We start from the raw sequence: 20,027 nt of genomic DNA, 5'->3' as shown, positions 1-20,027 counted from the left end.
GGGAGAGGGTTAGGGTGAGGGGCTTTTGACCTTCGGCACTTAACTGCTGACAGGCAATATCGGGCTGCCCAGCCGCTCCAGCAACGTCGCCTGGGCACTGCGCGGGTTCTGGTTGCCGGTGGGTGTGTTGCGGATGTAGCGGCCGTCCGACTGCAAACTCCAGCTGTGGGTGTTGTCGGTCAGGTACAGCTCCAGCTCCTTCTTGACCCGAGTCAGCAGTTTCTTGCCTTCCACCGGGAAGCAGGTCTCGACGCGCTTGTCGAGGTTGCGCTCCATCCAGTCGGCGCTGGAGAGGAACATCTGCTCGTCGCCGCCGTTGAGGAAGTAGAACACCCGCGTGTGCTCAAGGAAGCGGCCAATGATCGAGCGCACATGAATGTTGTGCGAGACCCCGGCGATGCCCGGACGCAGGCAGCACATGCCGCGCACCACCAGATCGATGCGCACGCCGGACTGGCTGGCCTTGTACAGCGCGCGGATGATCTTCGGATCGGTCAGCGAGTTGAACTTGGCGATGATGTGCGCCGGTTTGCCTTCGAGGGCAAACTGGGTTTCGCGGGCAATCATGTCGAGCATGCCCTTCTTCAGGGTGAACGGCGCATGCAGCAGCTTTTTCATGCGCAGCGTCTTGCCCATGCCGATCAACTGGCTGAACAGTTTGCCGACGTCCTCGCACAAGGCGTCGTCGGAGGTGAGCAGGCTGTAGTCGGTGTAGAGCTTGGCGTTGCCGGCGTGATAGTTGCCGGTGCCGAGGTGCGCATAACGGACGATTTCGCCAGCCTCACGGCGCAGGATCAGCATCATCTTGGCGTGGGTCTTGAAGCCGACCACACCGTAGATCACCACCGCACCGGCCGCTTGCAGACGACTGGCCAGTTGCAGGTTGGATTCTTCATCGAAGCGCGCGCGCAGCTCGATCACCGCCGTGACTTCCTTGCCGTTACGCGCGGCGTCGACCAGCGCATCGACGATCTCCGAGTTGGCGCCGGAGCGGTAAAGCGTTTGCCGTACGGCCAATACATGCGGGTCTTTCGCGGCCTGACGCAGCAGGTCGACCACCGGCGTGAACGACTCGAACGGGTGCAGCAGGAGGATGTCCTGCTTGCTGACCACACTGAAGATGTTTTCGCTGTTCTGCAGCAGTTTCGGGATCTGCGGGGTGAACGGCGTGTATTGCAGCTCTGGATGGCTGTCCAGACCGGTGATGCTGAACAGGCGCGTCAGGTTGACCGGGCCGTTGACCTGATACAGCTCGGTCTCGCTCAGGTTGAACTGCTTGAGCAGGTAGTCCGAGAGGTGTTTCGGGCAGGTGTCGGCAACTTCCAGACGCACCGCGTCACCGTAGCGCCGCGAGAACAACTCGCCACGCAGGGCGCGGGCGAGGTCTTCGACGTCTTCGGAGTCGAGCGCCAGGTCGGCGTTTCGGGTCAGACGGAACTGGTAGCAGCCTTTGACCTTCATGCCCTGGAACAGGTCATCGGCGTGGGCGTGGATCATCGACGACAGGAACACATAGTTGTCGCCGGCACCGCCGACTTCTTCCGGGACCTTGATGATCCGGGGCAGCAGACGCGGGGCCGGAATGATCGCCAGACCGGAGTCGCGACCGAAGGCGTCGATACCTTCGAGCTCGACGATGAAGTTCAGGCTCTTGTTCACCAGCAGCGGAAACGGGTGCGTCGGGTCGAGGCCGATCGGGGTGATGATCGGCGCGATCTCGTCGCGGAAATAGCGGCGTACCCAAGTCTTGAGCTTGGTTGTCCAGTTGCGCCGACGGATGAAGCGCACCTGATGCTTTTCCAGCTCGGGCAGCAGAATATCGTTAAGGATCGCGTACTGGCGGTCGACGTGACCGTGGACCAGCTCGCTGATCCGCGCCAGCGCCTGATGCGGCTGCAAGCCGTCAGCACCGGCCTGTTCACGGGCGAAGGTGATCTGTTTTTTCAGCCCGGCGACGCGGATCTCGAAGAATTCGTCGAGGTTGCTGGAGAAGATCAGCAGGAACTTCAGCCGCTCCAGCAACGGGTAGGACTCGTCCAGCGCCTGTTCCAGCACGCGGATGTTGAACTGCAATTGCGAAAGCTCGCGGTGGATGTACAGGCTGCTGTCATCCAGGCCGGGGATGGCGATCGCCGGCACCGCCGCAGCGGTTTCGGCAACCGGCGCGGGTGGCGCAGGCTCCAGTTCCGGCGGGGTCTCGGTGATTTGCTCGACCACCGGCTGAGCTTCTTTTACGGCAACTTCAGTGAGTCCTTCGGTATTCATGGAATGTTCCTGGGAGGGCTATTTCTGCTCTCGTAACAATTGAGCGGCACGAACGGCAAAGTAAGTCAGGATGCCATCTGCACCGGCACGTTTAAAGGCGGTCAGTGACTCGAGGATCACCGCTTCGCTCAACCAGCCATTCTGGATAGCGGCCATGTGCATGGCGTATTCGCCACTGACCTGATAGACGAAGGTCGGCACCTTGAAGGCATCTTTGACGCGAAAAAGAATGTCCAGGTAGGGCATGCCCGGCTTGACCATGACCATGTCCGCGCCTTCGGACAAGTCGGCACCGACTTCGTGCAGCGCTTCGTCGCTGTTGGCCGGGTCCATCTGATAAGAGGCCTTGTTGGCCTTGCCGAGGTTCGACGCCGAACCCACGGCATCGCGGAACGGGCCGTAGTAGGCGCTGGCGTACTTGGCCGAGTAGGCCATGATGCGCACGTTGACGTGGCCGGCAATTTCCAGCGCCTCACGAATCGCCTGGATGCGGCCGTCCATCATGTCCGATGGCGCCACCACCTGCGCGCCGGCTTCAGCATGGGACAGCGCCTGACGCACCAGCGCATCGACGGTGATGTCGTTCTGCACGTAGCCGTCTTCGTCGAGAATGCCGTCCTGACCGTGGGTGGTGAACGGGTCCAGCGCCACGTCAGTGATCACGCCCAGCTCCGGGAACCGCTCACGCAGGGCGCGAGTGGCGCGCTGGGCGATGCCTTCGGGATTCCACGCTTCGGCAGCATCGAGGGATTTCAGTTCAGGCGGGGTGACCGGGAACAGCGCCAGCGCCGGAATGCCCAGCTCGACCCATTTCGCCGCTTCTTCAAGCAGCAGATCAATGGTCAGTCGCTCGACGCCCGGCATCGAGGCCACGGCTTCGCGGCGGTTTTCACCGTCGAGCACGAACACCGGCAGAATCAGATCATCGACCGTCAATACGTTTTCACGCACCAGCCGCCGCGAAAAATCATCACGACGATTGCGACGCAGACGAGTGGCTGGGAACAGACGATTGGCGGGGGTAAAGCTCACGGCAGACTCCTGAGCCCGGGCAAACGGGCGAGCGTGACAGTTATAGACGGCCATTATGACTAACAGATGACAGTTATGTGTGCTCTGTGACAGGTAGCCGCAATCCATTGTCGATGTAGGAAATGTTCACGTCGAGACACATTTGGACACTTTCATGAATGTGCCCGAAGGGTTAGGCTGCGCGTTCATTTCGCCAGCACCCAGACAATGCTCCAACAATTTCTGCACGACTTTGGCTACTTTGCCTTGTTCCTCGGCACGTTCTTCGAAGGCGAAACCATTCTGGTGCTCGCAGGCTTCCTTGCGTTTCGTGGATACATGGACATCAACCTGGTGGTGGTTGTGGCGTTCTTCGGCAGCTATGCCGGCGATCAGCTGTGGTACTTCCTGGGGCGCAAGCACGGGCGCAAATTGCTTGCGCGCAAGCCGCGCTGGCAGATGATGGGCGACCGCGCGCTGGAGCACATCCGCAAACATCCGGACATCTGGGTCCTGAGCTTCCGCTTCGTTTATGGCCTGCGCACCGTGATGCCGGTGGCGATCGGCCTGTCCGGTTATCCACCGGGACGTTACCTGCTGCTCAACGGTATCGGCGCGGCGATCTGGGCCACCGCACTGGCTGCGGCGGCTTACCACTTCGGCGCAGTGCTGGAAGGCATGCTCGGCAGCATCAAGAAGTACGAGCTGTGGGTGCTCGGCGCCTTGCTGATCCTCGGGCTGGGCCTGTGGCTGCGGCGCCGCTTCAAGAATGCGCAACTGGCAAAGAAAATCTATCAGGACGAGCAGCTCGCCAAGGCCGCCGAGGCCGAGCAATTGCGTCAGGCCGAAGCGACCCCTCCTGCCGGACCGAAAACGCCAGCCGAATAAGCCATTCGCTGGCGGCTGCCACGCGCATTCCAGGCAAATAATGAACACCCCGCCGCCGTTGCGATCCATTGAGAGAGCGCTCTGTTCCCGCGCGCGCCAGCCATGCCCCTATGGCCACGCGCGACGATTTAAGGGACATTGAGCGCCATGAATCTGGAGAGAAGCCCATGAGCAAAAAAGTTGCAGTGATCCTGTCCGGCAGTGGCGTGTACGACGGCGCCGAAATCCAGGAAAGTGTCATCACCCTGCTGCGCCTCGACCAGCGCGGCGCACAGGTGCAGTGCTTCGCGCCAAACATCGCGCAATTGCATGTGATCAACCACCTGACCGGCGAAGAAATGCCGGAATCGCGCAACGTACTGGTGGAATCGGCGCGGATTGCCCGGGGCAACGTCAAGGATATCCGCGACGCCGATGTCGAGGATTTCGACGCACTGATCGTGCCCGGCGGTTTCGGCGCGGCAAAGAACCTGTCGAACTTCGCCATCGAAGGCGCCGGCTGCACCGTACAACCTGAAGTGCTAGCCCTGGCCGAAGCATTTGCCGAAGCGGGCAAACCGGTCGGGCTGATCTGCATCTCACCGGCGCTGGCGGCGAAAATCTATGGCCCGGGGGTGACTTGCACCATCGGCAACGACGCCGACACCGCTGCGGCCATGAACAAAATGGGCGCCACCCACGAAGAGTGCGCCGTGACGGAAATCGTCGAAGACAAGGCGCGCAAACTGGTCACCACCCCGGCGTACATGCTGGCGCAGACCATCAGTGAAGCGGCTTCGGGGATCAACAAACTGGTCGACCGCGTGCTCGAACTGACCCACGAAAACGACGCTTGAAATCAAAAGATCGCAGCCTTCGGCAGCTCCTACAGGTTTCGTGTCGCGCCGTGATATTGCGGCATACACCGCCCCTGTAGGAGCTGCCGCAGGCTGCGATCTTTTCAGGGCTTGCGGGTGAGCCGGGTGAGAATCCGATCCAGCGCATTGGCAAACGCCTGCTTCTCGCGCTCGCCAAACGGCGCCGGGCCGCCGCTCATCTGGCCCTGCTCCCTGAGATCGGTGAACAGATTCCGCACCGCCAGCCGCTCGCCCATGTTCTGCGCATCGAACTCCTTGCCGCGCGGATCCAGTGCCGCCACGCCCTTCTTGACCAGCCGATCGGCCAGCGGAATATCGCTGCAGATCACCAGCTCGCCCGGCACGGCGTGCTCGACCAGATAATCATCCGCCGCATCCGGCCCGCTCGGCACCACGATCAGTTTGACGATGGCCAGCCCCGGCTTGGTCTGCGGCTGCCCGGCTACCAGCACCACTTCGAACTGGCGCTTGAGGGCGAATTTCACTACAAGATCCTTCGCCGCCCGTGGACAGGCGTCGGCATCAATCCATACACGCATGTTCTTGCCTCCAAAAAATTCGCGAGCAGGCTCGCTCCCACAGGATACATACCGAACCTGTGGGAGCGAGCCTGCTCGCGAATATGAGCGCAGCGAATGCCTTTATGCAGCCGAAACCCGACGCTTCTCCGCCACCCAACTGCGCCCATACAGCACAGCAATCGCCACAATCGCCACCACCTGCGCGGTCAGCGAATAGGCATCGGCATGGATCCCCAGCCAGTCGAATTCAAAGAACGCGACCGGCCGTGTGCCGAAGATCCCGGCTTCCTGCAAGGCCTTGACGCCATGCCCGGCAAATACCACCGACAACGCGCACAACAGCGCGGCGTTGATGCTGAAGAACAAGGTCAGCGGCAGTTTCGCCGAGCCGCGCAGAATCACCCACGCCAGGCCGACCAGCAGCACCAGCGCCGTGGCACCGCCAGCCAGCACGGCGTTGTGCCCGGCAGGACCGGCCTGCAGCCACAGGGTTTCGTAGAACAGGATCACTTCAAACAACTCGCGATAGACCGAGAAGAACGCCAGGATCGCAAAGCCGAAACGTCCACCGCCGCCGACCAGACTGCTTTTGATGTAATCCTGCCAGGCCGCCGCATGACGGCGGTCATGCATCCACACGCCGAGCCACAACACCATGACGCTGGCAAACAGCGCGGTGGCGCCTTCCAGCAACTCACGCTGCGAACCGCTGACGTCGATGACGTACGCCGCCAGTGCCCAGGTACCCAGACCTGCCAGCAGTGCCAGACCCCAGCCAACGTTGACACTGCGTACTGCCGATTGCTGACCGGTATTGCGCAGGAAGGCGAGGATCGCCGCCAGCACCAGAATCGCTTCCAGGCCTTCGCGCAGCAGAATCAGCAGGCCGGAGATGAAGCTCAGCGACCAGCTCAGACCATCGCTGCCCAACAGGCCGGCGGATTCCTTGAGCTTGGCCTTGGCCGCATCCAGACGCTGCTCGGCCTGTTCGACCGGCAGACCGTCCTGCAATGACTGCCGATACGCCATCAGCGATTTTTCGGTGTCCTTGCGCACGTTGGCATCGACGTTATCCAGCGAGCTTTCGACCAGTTCGAAGCCTTCCAGATACGCCGCCACCGACAGGTCATAGGCCTGATCGTGTTCACCGGCGCGGTAGGCCGCGAGGCTTTTGTCCAGCGTGGCGGCGGTGTAATCGAGCAACTGCGCCGGCCCGCGCTTGACCTGCGGTGGTTGCGCGCGCTGGGCACGGAACGACGCCGCGACCTCTGCGCCCTCCGCCGCCTGCACTTCGGCCGGGGTCTGCCGGGCCAGGTCGGCGATGTTGTAGACCTTGTCGGACTTGGCGGCCGCCGCATCGGCGCTGAAGCCGGCGATGTAGGTGGCCAGATCCCAGCGCTGGCGATCATCGAGCTGATCGGCGAACGCCGGCATGTCGGTGCCTTCGACGCCCTGGCCGAGGGTGCTGTAGATCGCGTACAGACTCAGGTGATCCATGCGCGCAGCGTCGCGCAGGTTGGCTGGCGCAGGGCTCAGACCGACACCGGCCGGGCCGTCGCCAGCACCTGTATCGCCGTGGCACACCGAGCAATTTTGCGCATACAGCGGCGCACCGCGTGTCGGGTCCGGGGTGATGATCGGTGCCTGGCTGACTTCATAAGCCACCGCCAGTTTCGCCCCCAGCTGTCGGGCCTGACGGGCGACATCGGCACCGTCCTGCTTCGCACTGATGGCGGCGTGCAAAAACTCCACGCCCTGTTCCAGCGCGGCTTTTTCCGGTTTGGCTGGCAATGCAGTGATCAAGCCTTGCAGAACCTGGGTGAATTCCAGCTGCTCGCGGTATTCGCCATCGTCGATGACTTTGCCTGCCGCGACCGTCGGCGGGTAATCGGCACTGATGTAATCGAGCAGGTGCAACGCTTGCGGCGCGCCTTCCACGGTATCGGCCAGCAGCGGCAGGCTGCTCAGGGACAATAACGGGAACAGCAGCCAGGCCAGCAATCGGGACGAGGCAGTCATGAACGAATCTCAAATGGAAATGCGAAGTTACATATTGTTCACTTCGAAGACATTTCTCTCAAGCTTTGTCGGCGTTTCGCTTTGATTGGCAGGAAATACCCGGCAGACGGCAGCAGCGTTTGTCGCCGAGTATTGCCGCACTGCCCGCTGCCGATTGACGCTCGATCAAGATCGCAGCCATTTGCCACCATCCACTTTATACTGCCCGCCCCAGAGCATTTGCGCGCAAGGAATCAACCTCAATGCGGAGTCTTCCGTTCGTTTTGCTGCTTTGCGTCGCTGTTCAGTTGAGCGGTTGTGCCGCCTATCGCAACTACGATCTTGAAATGCAGCAGACCACCGAGCAAATGACCCGGGGCAATCTGACCGGGGCTCTGGCACTGGTGGAAATGAACAACCCGTGGGAAGACAAGGATCTGCTGTATTACCTGGAAAAAGGCGCGATCCTCAGCGCTGGCAGTGCCCTGCCCGACAGCCAGGACGCCTGGCGCAATGCCGACCGCATGATCTTCCAGCGCGAGGAAGCCAACCCGTCCGGCGCGATGAAATTACTGGCCCGTTTCGGTGATGAAATGGGCACGATGCTGGTCAACGACAAGCTGCGGCGCTATGAAGGCTACGATTACGAAAAGGTCATGTTGACTACGCAAATGGCCTTGAACCAGCTATCCGTCAATGACTTTGCCGGCGCCCGCGCAGACATCAGGAAAACCCACGAACGCGAAGCATTGATCGCCCGCCAGCGTGAAAAGCAATACGAAGCGGCCGAGGAACAGGCAAAAGCTCAAGGCAAAGTTCTCCATTACAAGGAACTGGAAGGCTACCCGGTCGCCTTGCTTGATGCGCCGCAGGTCGTTGAGCTGAAAAACGGCTATCAGAGTGCGTTCAGCCACTATCTGGCCGGATTCACCTATGAAGCCCTCGGCGAACGCGCCCTCGCGGCGGCCGGTTATCGTCAGGCGATCGAACTGCGGCCGGATATGCCCTTGCTGCAAAAGGCCCTGCGCAATCTCGACAAACCGCCAGCGAAAGCCGATGAAAGCGATGTGTTGCTGATTATCCAGAGTGGCCTGGCTCCGGCTCGCAGCTCAGTGCAAGTGCCGATCCCGGTTCGTCTGAACGAAACGCTGGTCATCATCGCGCCCATTTCATTCCCGGTGATGGTGCCGGACGCGGTCACGCCCAACTTCAGCCATATCACCGTAGACGGTCGCAAACAGCCGTTGGTAGTGATCAACAGCGTGACTGACATGTCCATGCGCACACTGCGCGACGACATGCCGCAAATCATCTCGCGAGCGATGTTTCGCGCCAACATGGCCGCCATCGGCCAAGCGCAGGAAAACGAGCGCAACCCGGCGAAAGCCTCGTTGATCGTCACTCAGCATGATCCGTTCGAAGAAGCCGACACCCGCACATGGCGAGCGTTGCCGGACAAGACGCTGGTCGCCCGCCTGCGCTTGAAGAAAGGCCTGCATACCTTCCGTTTTGCGCCTGCGTCCATCGACCACCCTTTTGAAATGCGCGTCGACCAGGACCGCCAGATTCTGCACCTGCGGGTATTCCGGGATCAGGTCTATACCGTCGGATCAGCCTTTGTACCGAATCAAAAACCCGCGTCGGATAAACCCGCTTCTGCGGAGAAGTGATGGCACCGCATCTGAAAATGCACCCAAAAAGCTATTACATAGCCATCACCCCACGTTTATAATGCCGCGCCCTCGCCCAGCGAGCCGGCATCAAAAGCTCCTCACGCATGAGGAATTGGCAGGAGGCCAGCGCCACCGTCGATAGGTCACACCAGCCCGACCAGCACACGCGGCTGCAAGTTTTGTTACTCAGGGAAGAAGTACCCATGGCATTCCGCGCTCCCATGCTGCTCGCGCTCTGCGCCGTCACGCTGTTGTCCGGCTGCGCAGCGTTTCGCAACTACGATTCCGAACTGGCCCAGACCAATCAGCAACTGGCTTCCGGCAACGTCGACGCGGCGCTGACCCTGCTGGAAAAGAACAACACCGGTACCGACAAAGACCTGCTCTATTACTTCGAGAAAGGCGAACTGCTGCGCGCCAAGGGCGACCTGTCGGGCAGCCAGAACGCCTGGGGCAGCGCCGATCAGGTGGTCGGCCAGTGGGAAGACGCGGTCAAGCTCGACTCGGCCAAGTACCTGGCGCAGTTCGGCAGCTTCATCGTCAACGACAAGGTGCGTCGCTACGAAGGCTATGACTACGAGAAAGTCATGCTGACCACGCAGATGGCCTTGAACCTGTTGGCGGTCAACGATTTCGATGGCGCCCGCACTGCGATTAAAAAGACCCACGAACGCGAAGCGGTGATCGCTGACCTGCGCGATAAGGAATACCTCAAGAGCGAAGAACAGGCCGAAAAAGAAGGCATCAAGACCCAGTACAAGGATCTGCAGGGCTATCCGGTGGCCAGCCTCGACGCGCCGGAAGTGGTCGGCCTGAAAAACAGCTACCAGAGTGCGTTCAGCCATTACCTGGCCGGTTTCGTTTACGAAGCCCTGGGCGAGAAGGATCTGGCCGCGCCGGGTTATCGCAAGGCTGCCGAACTGCGCCCGAACACGCCGCTGCTCGAGCAGGCGCTGGTCAATCTCGACAAGCCTTCCAAATCCGATGACAGCGACATTCTCATCGTCGTGCAGAGCGGTCTGGCCCCGGCCCGCGACTCGATTCGCGTACCGCTGCCGCTGCCGATTTCCAACAACGTGGTGATCACCCCGCTGTCGTTCCCGATCATCAAGCCGGACACCTCCACCGCGCCTTTTGCGCAGATCGGCGTCGACGGCAAGCAGGTCGACCTGACCGCGCTGAACAGCACCACCGCCATGTCCCGCCGCGCTCTGCGTGATGACATGCCGGGGATCATCGTGCGCACCACCGTGCGCGCGATCACCAAAGGCGTGGCGCAGAAGCAGATCAACGAAACCAATCCGCTGGCCGGTCTCGCCGTGGGTATTTCTTCAGCAGTGCTCGAAGGTGCCGATACCCGTACATGGCGCACCCTGCCGGACAACACCCAAGTGGTGCGTCTGCGCCTGAAAAAAGGTGAGCATCAGGTTACCCTGCCGAGCGCCGTGGGCGGCTCGGTGGTCAAGGTCACTGTCGACCAGCGCTACCAAGTGATCAGCCTGCGTGCCGTGGGCAACCAGGTATTCGCCGGTGGCATCGCCGCTCACGTAATGCCGAGCGCTGCCGCGACCAACGTCGCCAGCCTCAAACAACCTTAAGAACGGAGTCTTTGCAATGCGCTTGAAGATCGTCGCCGTCGCCGCCCTCGCCTTGCTGGCAGGCTGCGCCACCCCGCCACCGCCGGAGCCGGGCAGCGCCGCGAGCAAAGTCGTGGCCATGGGCCCGCAGAAACACATCGTCGTCGGCGCCATGCGCGTGGCTCGTGAAAACGGCTTCATGACCGTCAACGTGCAGTTGAGCAACACCCTCAATAGCAACAAGATTTTCTACTACCGCTTCGCCTGGCTCGGCGCCGAAGGTTTCCCGGTTGCCGAAGAAGAAGTGTGGAAAAGCCAGATGATGTACGGCGCCCAGACCAGCTTCATTCAGGCCATCGCCCCGACCCCGAAAGCCGTGGATTTCCGTCTGGAAATCAAGACGCCTTAAGCCCGCCACCCTATTTCTGATTGAGAGAGCTTTCTCATGTTTGCACGCTTTTCCTGCATCGCCGTCATCGCCCTGCTCGCCTCCGGTTGCGCCAACACCTCGCCGACCCTGGGCAGCAAGAACATCAGCTACGGCGACACCAAGGCTGTTGAAACCGTCACCAACGAATTCGGTTCGACCGACCTGCAAATGATCGCCGAGTCGATGACCCGCTCGCTGGCGCAGTCCGGCATTCTGCAGGGCCGTCCGGTGGTTCAGGTCTACGATGTGAAGAACAAGACCAGCGAGTACATCGACACCCGCGAAATCACCACCAGCATCAAGACCCAGCTGATGAAGACCGGTGTCGCGCGCTTTGCCAGCGACAACAATGCAATGCAGAGCCAGGTTGACCAGCTCAAGCTGCAAAACCAGAGCGGTCTGTACAAGAAAAGCACCGTGGCCAAGACCGGCAACATGGTTGCCGCCAAGTACCGCATCGAAGGCTCGATCAGCTCGATCGTCAAGCGCAGCAGCGACTACAAGGACGTCTTCTACAAATTCAGCCTGCAGTTGATCGACGTCGAAAGCGGTCTGGCCGAGTGGATGGACGAAAAAGAGATCCGCAAAACCACGGAGCGTTGATCGATGCGCACATGGATTGGCATGATGGCCCTGGCTTGCGCGTTCAGCGCGCAGGCGGCCCCGAAAGTGGCGGTGACGGATCTGGCGTATCAGGAGCGCGTGGAGCAATACATCCACATCGTTTCGGCGCAGAGCAATCACCGCGAGAGTTACTACAGCGCCAGCGGTTCTTCGAGCTACAACGAGATCGAAGCGACCACCAGCTATATCGAACAGGGTGAGTTGCGCAAATTCACCGGCGACATCAAGGGTGAAATCCTGCGTACCGGCATGTTCCAGCTGGTGCAGGGCACGCCGTATACCGCCTCATCCAAAGGCGACGTGTATGACGTGATCAAGCGCATCAAGGCCGGCAACTTCAAAGGCGCCGACTACGTACTGTTCGGCACCGTGTCCGACATCGATTTCACCCAGGACATCAACGAGCTGGCGCACACCGACAGCTACTCGGCGGTGCTGGGCCTGACGCTGGTGGCGGATTTCAGCCTGATCAACACCAAGACCTACGAGATCACCTCGGCCTTCACGGCGATGGGCGAAGCGCAGGACACCAAACTGGTGAACCATCGCGACATCAAGATCTCGCTGAACCGTCCGCGGGTGGTGCGTGAGGTGTCGAAGGCCTTGGGCGAAGACGTGGCCGGGCAACTGAGCATGCAACTCGGTGGCGGTGACGGTTATGAGCAGCCGCGTGAAGCGCCGCAGCGCAATAATCTGCCGCGTGATACGGCGCCGGTGATTTTACGCTGAGCCGATCTGAGGACTTTTGTGGCGAAGGGCTCTGTGGCGAGGGGATTTATCCCCGTTGGGTCGCGAAGCGGCCCTCGCTATTGATTCAAGACGATTGGGACTGCTGCGCAGTCCAACGGGGATAAATCCCCTCGCCACAAAAGCTCGCTTGCCCCGATGTCTCGGTAGAAATGAAAAAGGCGACCTCTTGAGGTCGCCTTTTTTCTGTCCGAGCGGTTTACGCCGCCGCTTTGCGCAACGTCGCCATGAACGCCGCCGCGCCAATGAATAACCCGGCAAAGGTGCGGTTCATGCGTTTCTGCTGCTTGGGCGTGCGCAACAGGCGCAGCACCTTCGACGCCAGTCCGGTGTAGCCGGCCATGACAATCAGATCGACGAAAACCATGGTCACGCCGATCACCACATACTGAATCAGCAGCGGCGCATGGGGATTGATGAACTGCGGCAACACCGCGAGCATGAACACCAACGCCTTGGGGTTGCTGATGTTCACCAGAAAGCCGCGAAACACCAAAGCCAGCGGCTTGCCGATCGGCCGCACTGCGGCGTCATCGCTCATGTCCATGGGCAGCGCCCGCCATTGCTTGATCGCCAGGTAAACCAGATAGGCGACACCGAACCATTTGATCGCATGGAATGCTGTGGCCGAAGCGGTGAGCACAGCGCCAACACCCGCGCCGACAATCGCGATCTGCACCGCCAGACCGATCTGCAGGCCCAGTGCGTTCCAGTAGCCGCGCCAGAACCCGTATTGCAGACCGCTGGACATCGACGCGATGGCGCCCGCGCCCGGGGACAGGCTGATCACCCAGCAGGCGGCAAAAAATGCCAGCCATGTTTGAAGCTCCATCGCACACCTCGGCTGATGCTTGTGACAAGTCGTCAAAACTAATGCTGTTTGGGGCTAAAAGCAAAAGATCGCAGCCTTCGGCAGCTCCTACAGGGATCGTATTCCAAATGTAGGAGCTGCCGAAGGCTGCGATCTTTTGATCTTGCTGGAAAAGCTACTTCTCAAAGCCACTCGACGGAAACACATCTGTCCCGCGCCAACGCCGCACCGAACGCTGGAAGAACAGGCTGTTCGGCACCTGCACCATGGCGCTGCCGGTGCCCAACTCTTCGGCCTCGACCAGCGTGGTGTAGAGCAGATTGATCGCGATCACCCGGCCTTTGACGCCAGGCTTGTCGGTGGTATCCACCAGCTCGACTACGTCGCCGAGGCGGAACGGCCCGACGGTGAAGATCAGAATCGCGCAGAGCAGGTTCGACAGCACGCTCCACATGGCGAAGAACGCCACCGCCGCCACCGCGACAAATCCCGACAGCGCCGTCCACAGCACCGTGGCCGAAACGCCGAGGCGCTCGAGCACGAAGAGCAGCGCGCTGCCCATGATCAGCCAGCGCAACACGCCGCGTAGCGGCATCAGCAACTGCGGCGGAAACGGATAGCGCTCACCCAGGCGAGTGAGGCCTTTGGCGACGAAACGCTGGGTCAGGTAACCGGCCAGCAGAATCAGCAGAATCTGCGCGGTGAACCACAACGGTTCGACCCACACCGCCGAGAAAGGCAGCTTGAAGGCTTCCATCAGGACAACGCCTCCAGCTCCGCCTGCATGCTTTCCAGGGTTTCCAGCGCTTCCATCCAGGCTTCTTCCAGCTCGGCTTCACGAACCTTCAATTTCGCCTGTTCGGCGAGCAGATCACGCAATTCATTCTTGCGCGCCGGCTCGTAGATATCGCTGTCACCGAGGCTGGCATCGACCTTGGCCAGTTTCTCGTGGAGCTTGCCCAGCTCGGCTTCAAGCTTGTCGGCCTCGCGCTTGTGCGGCGCCAGTTGCTGACGCAACGCTGCCGCCGCCTGGCGCTGCGCTTTCTTGTCGGTCTTGTCCGGGTTGACAGGCGTGTTGCTGACCGGCGCATTGCGCTGACGGTATTCCACCAGCCAGCGCGCGTAGTCTTCGAGATCGCCGTCGAACTCTTCGACCTTGCCGTCAGCGACCAGATAGAAGTTGTCGGTGGTGCTCTTGAGCAAGTGCCGATCGTGAGAGACCACCAGCACCGCACCGCTGAATTCCTGCAGGGCCATGGTCAGCGCCAGACGCATTTCCAGATCGAGGTGGTTGGTCGGTTCGTCGAGCAGCAGCAGGTTCGGCCGTTCCCAGGCGATCAACGCGAGGGCCAGACGCGCCTTCTCGCCACCGGAGAAATTCAGCACCGGCTCATCGATGCGCGCACCCCGGAAGTCGAAGCCGCCAAGGAAGTCGCGCAAGGTCTGCTCGCGCTCACCCGGCGCGAGGCGCTGCAAGTGCAGCAACGGGCTGGCCTTGGAGTCCAGCGAATCGAGCTGATGCTGGGCGAAGTAGCCGACCACGGTGTTTTCGCCACGGGTCAGGCGCCCGGCCAGCGGTTCGAGCTCGCCGGCGAGGTTCTTGATCAGCGTCGATTTACCCGCACCGTTCGGCCCAAGCAGACCGATCCGCGCACCCGGGGTCAGTTGCAGCTTGACCTTCTCGAGGATGGTCTTGTCGCCATAACCCAGGCGTGCATCGGACAGGTCGATCAGCGGACTGGAGATCTTGGTCGACTCGCGGAAGACGAAGTCGAACGGCGAATCGACGTGGGCCGCCGACAATTCTTCCATGCGCTCCAGCGCCTTGATCCGGCTCTGCGCCTGACGGGCCTTGGTCGCCTGGGCCTTGAAGCGAGCGATGTAGCTTTCCATGTGCGCACGCTGCGCCTGCTGCTTCTCGTAGGCCTGTTGCTGCTGGGCCAGACGCTCGGCACGGGCGCGCTCGAACGCGGTGTAGCCGCCACGGTAGAGGGTCAGTTTGCGCTGATCGACATGGGCAACGTGATCGACCACTTCGTCGAGGAAATCCCGGTCGTGGGAAATCAGCAGCAAGGTGCCCGGATAACTCTTCAGCCACTCTTCGAGCCAGATGATCGCATCGAGGTCCAAGTGGTTGGTCGGTTCGTCGAGCAGCAGCAGATCCGACGGGCACATCAGTGCCTGCGCCAGATTCAGACGCATCCGCCAGCCACCGGAGAAATCGCCTACCTGACGATCCATCTGCTCATTGGTGAACCCAAGACCGGCGAGCAGCTTGCGCGCCCGCGCATCGGCGGTGTAACCGTCGGCGCTGTCGAGTTCGGCGTGCAGGCGCGCCAGCGCGGTGCCGTCGTGGGCCTGCTCGGCGGCGGCAAGCTCGCGTTGCACCTCGCGCAGACGCAGGTCGCCATCGAGCACATAATCGACCGCCAGGCGTTCGAGGGTGTCGACCTCCTGGCGCATGTGCGCGATACGCCAGTCGGCCGGCAGCAGGCAGTCGCCCGAATCCGGGTGCAACTCGCCGCGCAGCAGGGCGAACAGGCTGGATTTGCCGGCACCGTTGGCGCCGATGAGGCCGGCTTTGTGGCCGGCGTGCAGGGTCAGCTCGGCGTCTTCTAGCAGACGTTGCGGGCCACGCTGTAAAGTCAGGTTCTGAAGTCGGATCATAATGGCGGCGGAGTCTACCAGCTTCGCTCACAACTGGCGCGAGTAGCACGATGTCCTCTGACCTGTGGAGCTTTGCCCTTGATGTCTACGCCCGCCCGGGTGTGGAAGATGCCTGCCTGCAATTGCAAACGGCGGGCGCCAATGTCTGCCTGCTGCTGTGCGGTTTGTGGCTGGAGCAGCGCGCGGTGGCCTGCGATCAGCCGCGCGTACGCCTGCTCAAGGCTCTCACCGCGCCATGGGATATCGAAGTGGTGCAGCCGCTGCGAACCCTGCGCCTGCAATGGAAAGCGCGGGCCATCGACGATGCGGTGGTGGCCGGCATGCGCGAGCAGATCAAATCACTGGAGCTTGAAGCTGAGCGCACCTTGCTTTCACGCCTTGAAGGTGTGGCGCAAGAGTGGACGCGCAACGATGCAGGTTCGGTGACCTGGCTTGAAGACCTGGCCGGCAATGCCGCCAGCCTGAACCGCGACGCGCTGCAAGTGCTGCGCGTCGCGGCAACCGGCACTTAGGAAGCGCTGGTCGGGGTGCTGCTGACGTTCGACGAAGCGGCTGGTGCTGGCGCAGTCGAAGGGGTCGAGTGGGCGGCGGACGACGGTGCCGACGCAGCTGGAGCAGCCGGGGTAGCGGCAGTGACAGGCTTGGCCGCTGGAGCGGTGGCCGGTTTGGTCGCGGCTGGTTTGGCAGCTGCAGGCTTTTTCACCGCTGGTTTTGCGGCTGGCTTGGCGGCCGGTTTTGCAGCAGCGGTCGCAGGCTTGGCAGCAGGCTTGGCGGCCGGTTTCGCAGCGGTTTTTGCCGCAGGTTTTGCTGCCGATGTTGCGGCTGGTTTGGCAGCCGGTTTTACCGCCACTTTCGCAGCAGGTTTGGCGGCGGCCGGCTTGGCCGCAGTCTTGGCAGCAGGTTTTGCTGCTGGTTTCGCTGCTGCTTTGGCAGCAGGTTTGGCGGCTGCGGTTTTCGCCGGTGCAGCTTTGCTCGCGGCCGGTTTTGCAGCGGCTTTGGCAGGGGTGGCTTTCACTGCTGGCCTGGCTGCAGCAGGTTTGGCTGCGGTGGTTTTAGCCGCCGGTTTTGCCGCGCTCGCCGCCGGCTTCTTCGCTGCAGTTTTCGCCGCTGGTTTGGCAGCCGCTTTCACTGGCGCCTTGGCCGCTGGTTTGGTGGCGGTTTTCGCAACAGCAGGTTTCGCCGCAGCGGTCTTCGCCGGGGCTTTGCTTGCAGCAGGTTTAGCAGCGACTTTCTTCGCTGGTGCTGCTGCCGGTTTGGCCGAACGCGACGACAGAACTTTGCCCACTGCTTCCTGAACGCGGCCAACACCCTGGGCCAGTTTCAGGCTTTCCTGGGCATCGCGCTTGAGCTGCAGAATGTAGCTGCGGGTCTCGGACTGACGATCTTTCAAAGCGTCCAGCAGGTCTTCGAGTTCTTTCACGGAAGACTTGGCTTTGTTCTGAGCCTTGGCTTTGCCGGCAGTGGCGGCGTCCTGCAACTTGGTGCGCGATTTGTGCAGTTTTTCCTGCGCCTTGCCACGCTGTTTTTCCAGCTTGGCGAGCAGTTTTTCAGCATCAGCCAAGGCTTGCGAGCAAGCGTTTTCCAAATGCTCGAGCAGGCTGCCCGACAATTGTTGGAGTAAGTGCAACGGAGTATTTACAGGCTTCTTGGTGGCCGACATGGTTTACCTCCTGGCTGACGTGAGTGCGGCTCATACTAGACCTCTGCTGATACCGCCGCTAGCGCATGTTGACAGTATCTGCACCGTTGCGTTGCACCGCGGCCGAAATGTTCTGCGCCGAGGAAAAAGCAGTTCACCGATGCAGACGTTTGCACTGGCATAATCCCCCGCATCTCAGGTCGGAGAGTGCCCATGTCGCGCTACTTTATTTTGTCCCTCTGCGTGTTTTTTTCGACGGCGTATGCCGATGAAAAAAACACGGCGAACGATGCTCATGATCTGGCTTACAGCCTCGGTGCCAGCCTCGGCGAACGACTGCGCCAAGAGGTGCCGCAGTTGCAGATCCAGGCGCTGATCGAAGGTCTGCAACAGGCGTATCAGGGCAAGCCACTGGCGTTGAGTGAAGCGCGCATTGAACAGATTCTGGCCGACCATGAATCGCAAAATGCCGAGCAGGCTTCACGGCAGTCGAGCGATGCTGCGATGGAAAACGAGCAACGCTTTCTCAGCACAGAAAAAGCCAAACCGGGGGTGAAGGAACTGGCCGATGGCATCCTCCTGACTGAACTGGCTCCGGGCACTGGCGCCAAGGCCGGCCCGGACGGCAAAGTGCAGGTGCTGTATGTCGGCAAGCTGCCGGACGGCACCGTGTTCGATCAGAACACCCAGCCGCAATGGTTCAACCTCGACAGCGTGATTGCCGGTTGGCGCACCGCCTTGCAGAACATGCCGGTGGGGGCGAAATGGCGGCTGGTGATTCCATCGGATCAGGCCTATGGTGCCGACGGTGCCGGCGACCTGATTGCGCCGTTCACGCCTCTGGTTTTTGAAGTGGAGTTGCGTGGTGCGACGAGCTGATCAGGCATAAAAAAACGGTGCGCTTGCGGGCGCACCGTTTTTCATGAAGGACGTGGATCAGGCCTGAACCGAATATTCTTCCTTGTGTGCCGTGTGCAGCACTTCGATCAGGCAATCCTCAAGTTCAAAGCGCTCATGCAGCAAGCCGCCCAATTCCTTGAATTTCTCCGCAACGCATTTGCCTTCGTCGCACAGATCATTGAATGCGAGCAGCTTCTCGGTAATGACGTCGATGCGCGGGTAGATGGTCTCGGCGAGTTCCAGGCCGCGCTTGTCGTTGAACGCCTTGGCTTCGCCGGTCAGCTGTTCATAGATTTCGAAGTGACCCGCCGATACGTAATCGACCAGTACACCGCAGAACTCCAACAAGGGTTTGCGGCTTTCGGACAGCGAATCAGGCTGCGCACCGAGCTTGTCGTAGGCGACGATCAGCTCTTCACGCTCCTGCAACCAGCGGTCGATCAGCAGATGAACCCCACCCCAACGTTCCTGAGCATTCTGACAACTTTCGAGCATGGCGATCTCTCTTCCCTTGTGGGTGCTGCTCTACACCCGCGCCCCTGTTCTGATTTGACTGGTGGACGATCGGGCAGAGCGTCATCGAGCAACATAAATCCAATGACACGTGCCGGCCAGATTATGCCCGCACGCCTATGGCTTCAAGGTACGCAGGAGATAAAGTTCATACAAGTGTTTAATCCCTGACCAGCATGTGGTGCGACGCTTCGTCGCTGACCGGTCGTTGCAGAGCACTCCAGATCAGACGCAGCAACTGATAAACCGCAAGGATCGACACACCGACAAAAAACAGCAGGCTCCATTCGGGGATGCTCAAATCGAACAGTGTCCAGGAAATATCCGCACAATCAGCGCCGCCGTTGAACATCCGTTGCAAGGCGCAGATCCACGGCAGTTCGCTGAACAGTGACTCCACGGTGGGCGAGCATTTGACCAGTTGCAGCATGGAGTCACTCTGAATCAACACCTGCCGCCACGCAGCGGTGGTTCCCCCCAGACTGGCGCCGAACGCAAACAGCCAGTACCACCATAAGCCAACGCGCCGGGGGCCATGCACCGCCGCCACGCCGCAGCCGATGCACAGCAATGTGAGGAACAACCGCTGCACCAGGCACAGACTGCAAGGCGTCAGTCCGACCGCGTATTCGAGGTAATAGGAAGCTCCCAGAGCAAAGGCCCCCGCAATGAAAGCCATGAAGAACAAAGAGCGTGAGCAGGCCAACGACATGGCTTTTCCGTAACAGTAGAGACAGACGGTTACGGTAGAGGAAAGCGTGTCAGCCTTTCAAGGCAAGGGCCTGGCGACAGTTCACCACAGGTGTAGGGAAAACCCGACAGGCTCGATAGGAAACGGTGAAGCGCTTTGTAGGACTTTGTCTGTAGAGCGCAAAGAAGGGGAATTTTCGGTCATCGAAGTTCACG

Annotated in this window: 19 protein-coding genes; 9 read left to right on the top strand and 10 right to left on the bottom strand. The window is 60.8% G+C overall.

Annotated features, from left to right (window positions below; translation table 11 throughout):
• Window positions 1–39: 39 nt before the first annotated feature.
• Both ppk1 and hemB read right to left on the bottom strand, forming a co-directional pair.
• Window positions 40–2,265 (bottom strand): polyphosphate kinase 1, encoded by a 2,226-nt coding sequence (ppk1, locus tag ACV8MC_RS07755; RefSeq protein WP_101161521.1) that lies wholly within the window; start codon window positions 2,263–2,265, stop codon window positions 40–42.
• A gap of 18 nt (window positions 2,266–2,283) precedes the next feature.
• A complete protein-coding gene (gene hemB, locus ACV8MC_RS07750) occupies window positions 2,284–3,297 on the bottom strand; it encodes a porphobilinogen synthase (RefSeq protein WP_041476908.1) in 1,014 nt (337 codons plus the stop codon).
• A 207-nt stretch (window positions 3,298–3,504) separates the two neighbouring features.
• On the opposite strand from hemB, the gene ACV8MC_RS07745 reads away from it, so the two are divergent.
• Both ACV8MC_RS07745 and elbB read left to right on the top strand, forming a co-directional pair.
• Entirely contained in the window at window positions 3,505–4,164 is a 660-nt protein-coding gene (locus ACV8MC_RS07745; RefSeq protein WP_056791681.1) for a DedA family protein, read from the top strand.
• A gap of 167 nt (window positions 4,165–4,331) precedes the next feature.
• The gene (gene elbB, locus ACV8MC_RS07740) at window positions 4,332–5,000 is read left to right on the top strand and encodes an isoprenoid biosynthesis glyoxalase ElbB (RefSeq protein WP_016772616.1); all 669 of its coding nucleotides are present in this window, start codon (window positions 4,332–4,334) and stop codon (window positions 4,998–5,000) included.
• A gap of 104 nt (window positions 5,001–5,104) precedes the next feature.
• Here the strand turns inward: elbB and ACV8MC_RS07735 are convergent, their stop codons facing one another.
• Together ACV8MC_RS07735 and ACV8MC_RS07730 are read right to left on the bottom strand one after the other, a co-directional pair.
• A complete protein-coding gene (locus tag ACV8MC_RS07735; protein WP_041476910.1) occupies window positions 5,105–5,560 on the bottom strand; it encodes a YaiI/YqxD family protein in 456 nt (151 codons plus the stop codon).
• A 102-nt stretch (window positions 5,561–5,662) separates the two neighbouring features.
• Window positions 5,663–7,561 (bottom strand): FTR1 family protein, encoded by a 1,899-nt coding sequence (locus tag ACV8MC_RS07730; RefSeq protein WP_457264948.1) that lies wholly within the window; start codon window positions 7,559–7,561, stop codon window positions 5,663–5,665.
• Window positions 7,562–7,803: 242 nt separating this feature from the next.
• On the opposite strand from ACV8MC_RS07730, the gene ACV8MC_RS07725 reads away from it, so the two are divergent.
• The 5 genes from ACV8MC_RS07725 (at window position 7,804) to ACV8MC_RS07705 (ending at window position 12,573) form a co-directional block, all read left to right on the top strand.
• On the top strand, window positions 7,804–9,210 hold the full coding sequence (locus ACV8MC_RS07725; RefSeq protein ID WP_310218800.1) for a COG3014 family protein: 1,407 nt from the start codon (window positions 7,804–7,806) through the stop codon (window positions 9,208–9,210).
• Window positions 9,211–9,416: 206 nt separating this feature from the next.
• Entirely contained in the window at window positions 9,417–10,811 is a 1,395-nt protein-coding gene (locus tag ACV8MC_RS07720) for a COG3014 family protein (protein ID WP_457264946.1), read from the top strand.
• A gap of 16 nt (window positions 10,812–10,827) precedes the next feature.
• Entirely contained in the window at window positions 10,828–11,199 is a 372-nt protein-coding gene (locus tag ACV8MC_RS07715; RefSeq protein ID WP_252882850.1) for a YcfL family protein, read from the top strand.
• A gap of 36 nt (window positions 11,200–11,235) precedes the next feature.
• Window positions 11,236–11,823, top strand: a complete 588-nt coding sequence (gene lpoB / locus ACV8MC_RS07710) for a penicillin-binding protein activator LpoB (RefSeq protein WP_016772610.1) — start codon at window positions 11,236–11,238, stop codon at window positions 11,821–11,823.
• Window positions 11,824–11,826: 3 nt separating this feature from the next.
• Complete coding sequence (locus ACV8MC_RS07705) at window positions 11,827–12,573, top strand: hypothetical protein (protein ID WP_016772609.1); 747 nt, start codon at window positions 11,827–11,829, stop codon at window positions 12,571–12,573.
• Between the two features lie 217 nt (window positions 12,574–12,790).
• Here ACV8MC_RS07705 and rhtB read toward each other — a convergent pair whose 3' ends face one another.
• The 3 genes from rhtB to ACV8MC_RS07690 form a co-directional block, all read right to left on the bottom strand.
• Window positions 12,791–13,423 carry a homoserine/homoserine lactone efflux protein gene (gene rhtB / locus ACV8MC_RS07700; RefSeq protein WP_024014759.1) on the bottom strand — a complete coding sequence of 211 codons (633 nt, stop codon included), beginning with the start codon at window positions 13,421–13,423 and terminating at the stop codon, window positions 12,791–12,793.
• A 154-nt stretch (window positions 13,424–13,577) separates the two neighbouring features.
• Complete coding sequence (locus ACV8MC_RS07695; RefSeq protein ID WP_056791670.1) at window positions 13,578–14,159, bottom strand: mechanosensitive ion channel family protein; 582 nt, start codon at window positions 14,157–14,159, stop codon at window positions 13,578–13,580.
• Window positions 14,159–16,069 carry an ATP-binding cassette domain-containing protein gene (locus tag ACV8MC_RS07690; protein ID WP_056791667.1) on the bottom strand — a complete coding sequence of 637 codons (1,911 nt, stop codon included), beginning with the start codon at window positions 16,067–16,069 and terminating at the stop codon, window positions 14,159–14,161. The genes ACV8MC_RS07695 and ACV8MC_RS07690 overlap by 1 nt, the downstream gene beginning before the upstream one ends.
• A 50-nt stretch (window positions 16,070–16,119) precedes the next feature.
• Between ACV8MC_RS07690 and ACV8MC_RS07685 the strand changes: the two genes are divergently transcribed.
• A complete protein-coding gene (locus tag ACV8MC_RS07685; protein ID WP_236167753.1) occupies window positions 16,120–16,581 on the top strand; it encodes a TIGR02444 family protein in 462 nt (153 codons plus the stop codon).
• Here the strand turns inward: ACV8MC_RS07685 and ACV8MC_RS07680 are convergent.
• A complete protein-coding gene (locus ACV8MC_RS07680) occupies window positions 16,578–17,729 on the bottom strand; it encodes an AlgP family protein (protein WP_457264942.1) in 1,152 nt (383 codons plus the stop codon). The two genes, ACV8MC_RS07685 and ACV8MC_RS07680, sit on opposite strands and share 4 nt — an antisense overlap.
• A 192-nt stretch (window positions 17,730–17,921) precedes the next feature.
• Here ACV8MC_RS07680 and ACV8MC_RS07675 point away from each other — a divergent pair, with 192 nt between their 5' ends.
• Window positions 17,922–18,587: an FKBP-type peptidyl-prolyl cis-trans isomerase gene (locus tag ACV8MC_RS07675; RefSeq protein WP_305381734.1), complete on the top strand. Its 666-nt coding sequence runs from the start codon at window positions 17,922–17,924 to the stop codon at window positions 18,585–18,587.
• Window positions 18,588–18,644: 57 nt separating this feature from the next.
• Here ACV8MC_RS07675 and ACV8MC_RS07670 read toward each other — a convergent pair whose 3' ends face one another.
• Window positions 18,645–19,103: an Rsd/AlgQ family anti-sigma factor gene (locus ACV8MC_RS07670; RefSeq protein WP_056791659.1), complete on the bottom strand. Its 459-nt coding sequence runs from the start codon at window positions 19,101–19,103 to the stop codon at window positions 18,645–18,647.
• 178 nt (window positions 19,104–19,281) lie between these two features.
• The gene (locus ACV8MC_RS07665) at window positions 19,282–19,833 is read right to left on the bottom strand and encodes a disulfide bond formation protein B (protein ID WP_457264940.1); all 552 of its coding nucleotides are present in this window, start codon (window positions 19,831–19,833) and stop codon (window positions 19,282–19,284) included.
• Between the last annotated feature and the right edge of the window lie 194 nt (window positions 19,834–20,027).

The organism is Pseudomonas sp. PK-RTE-24 (assembly GCF_054052265.1).
Note: the sequence above shows the minus strand (reverse complement) of the source record. Positions and strands in the feature narration are given on the sequence as shown.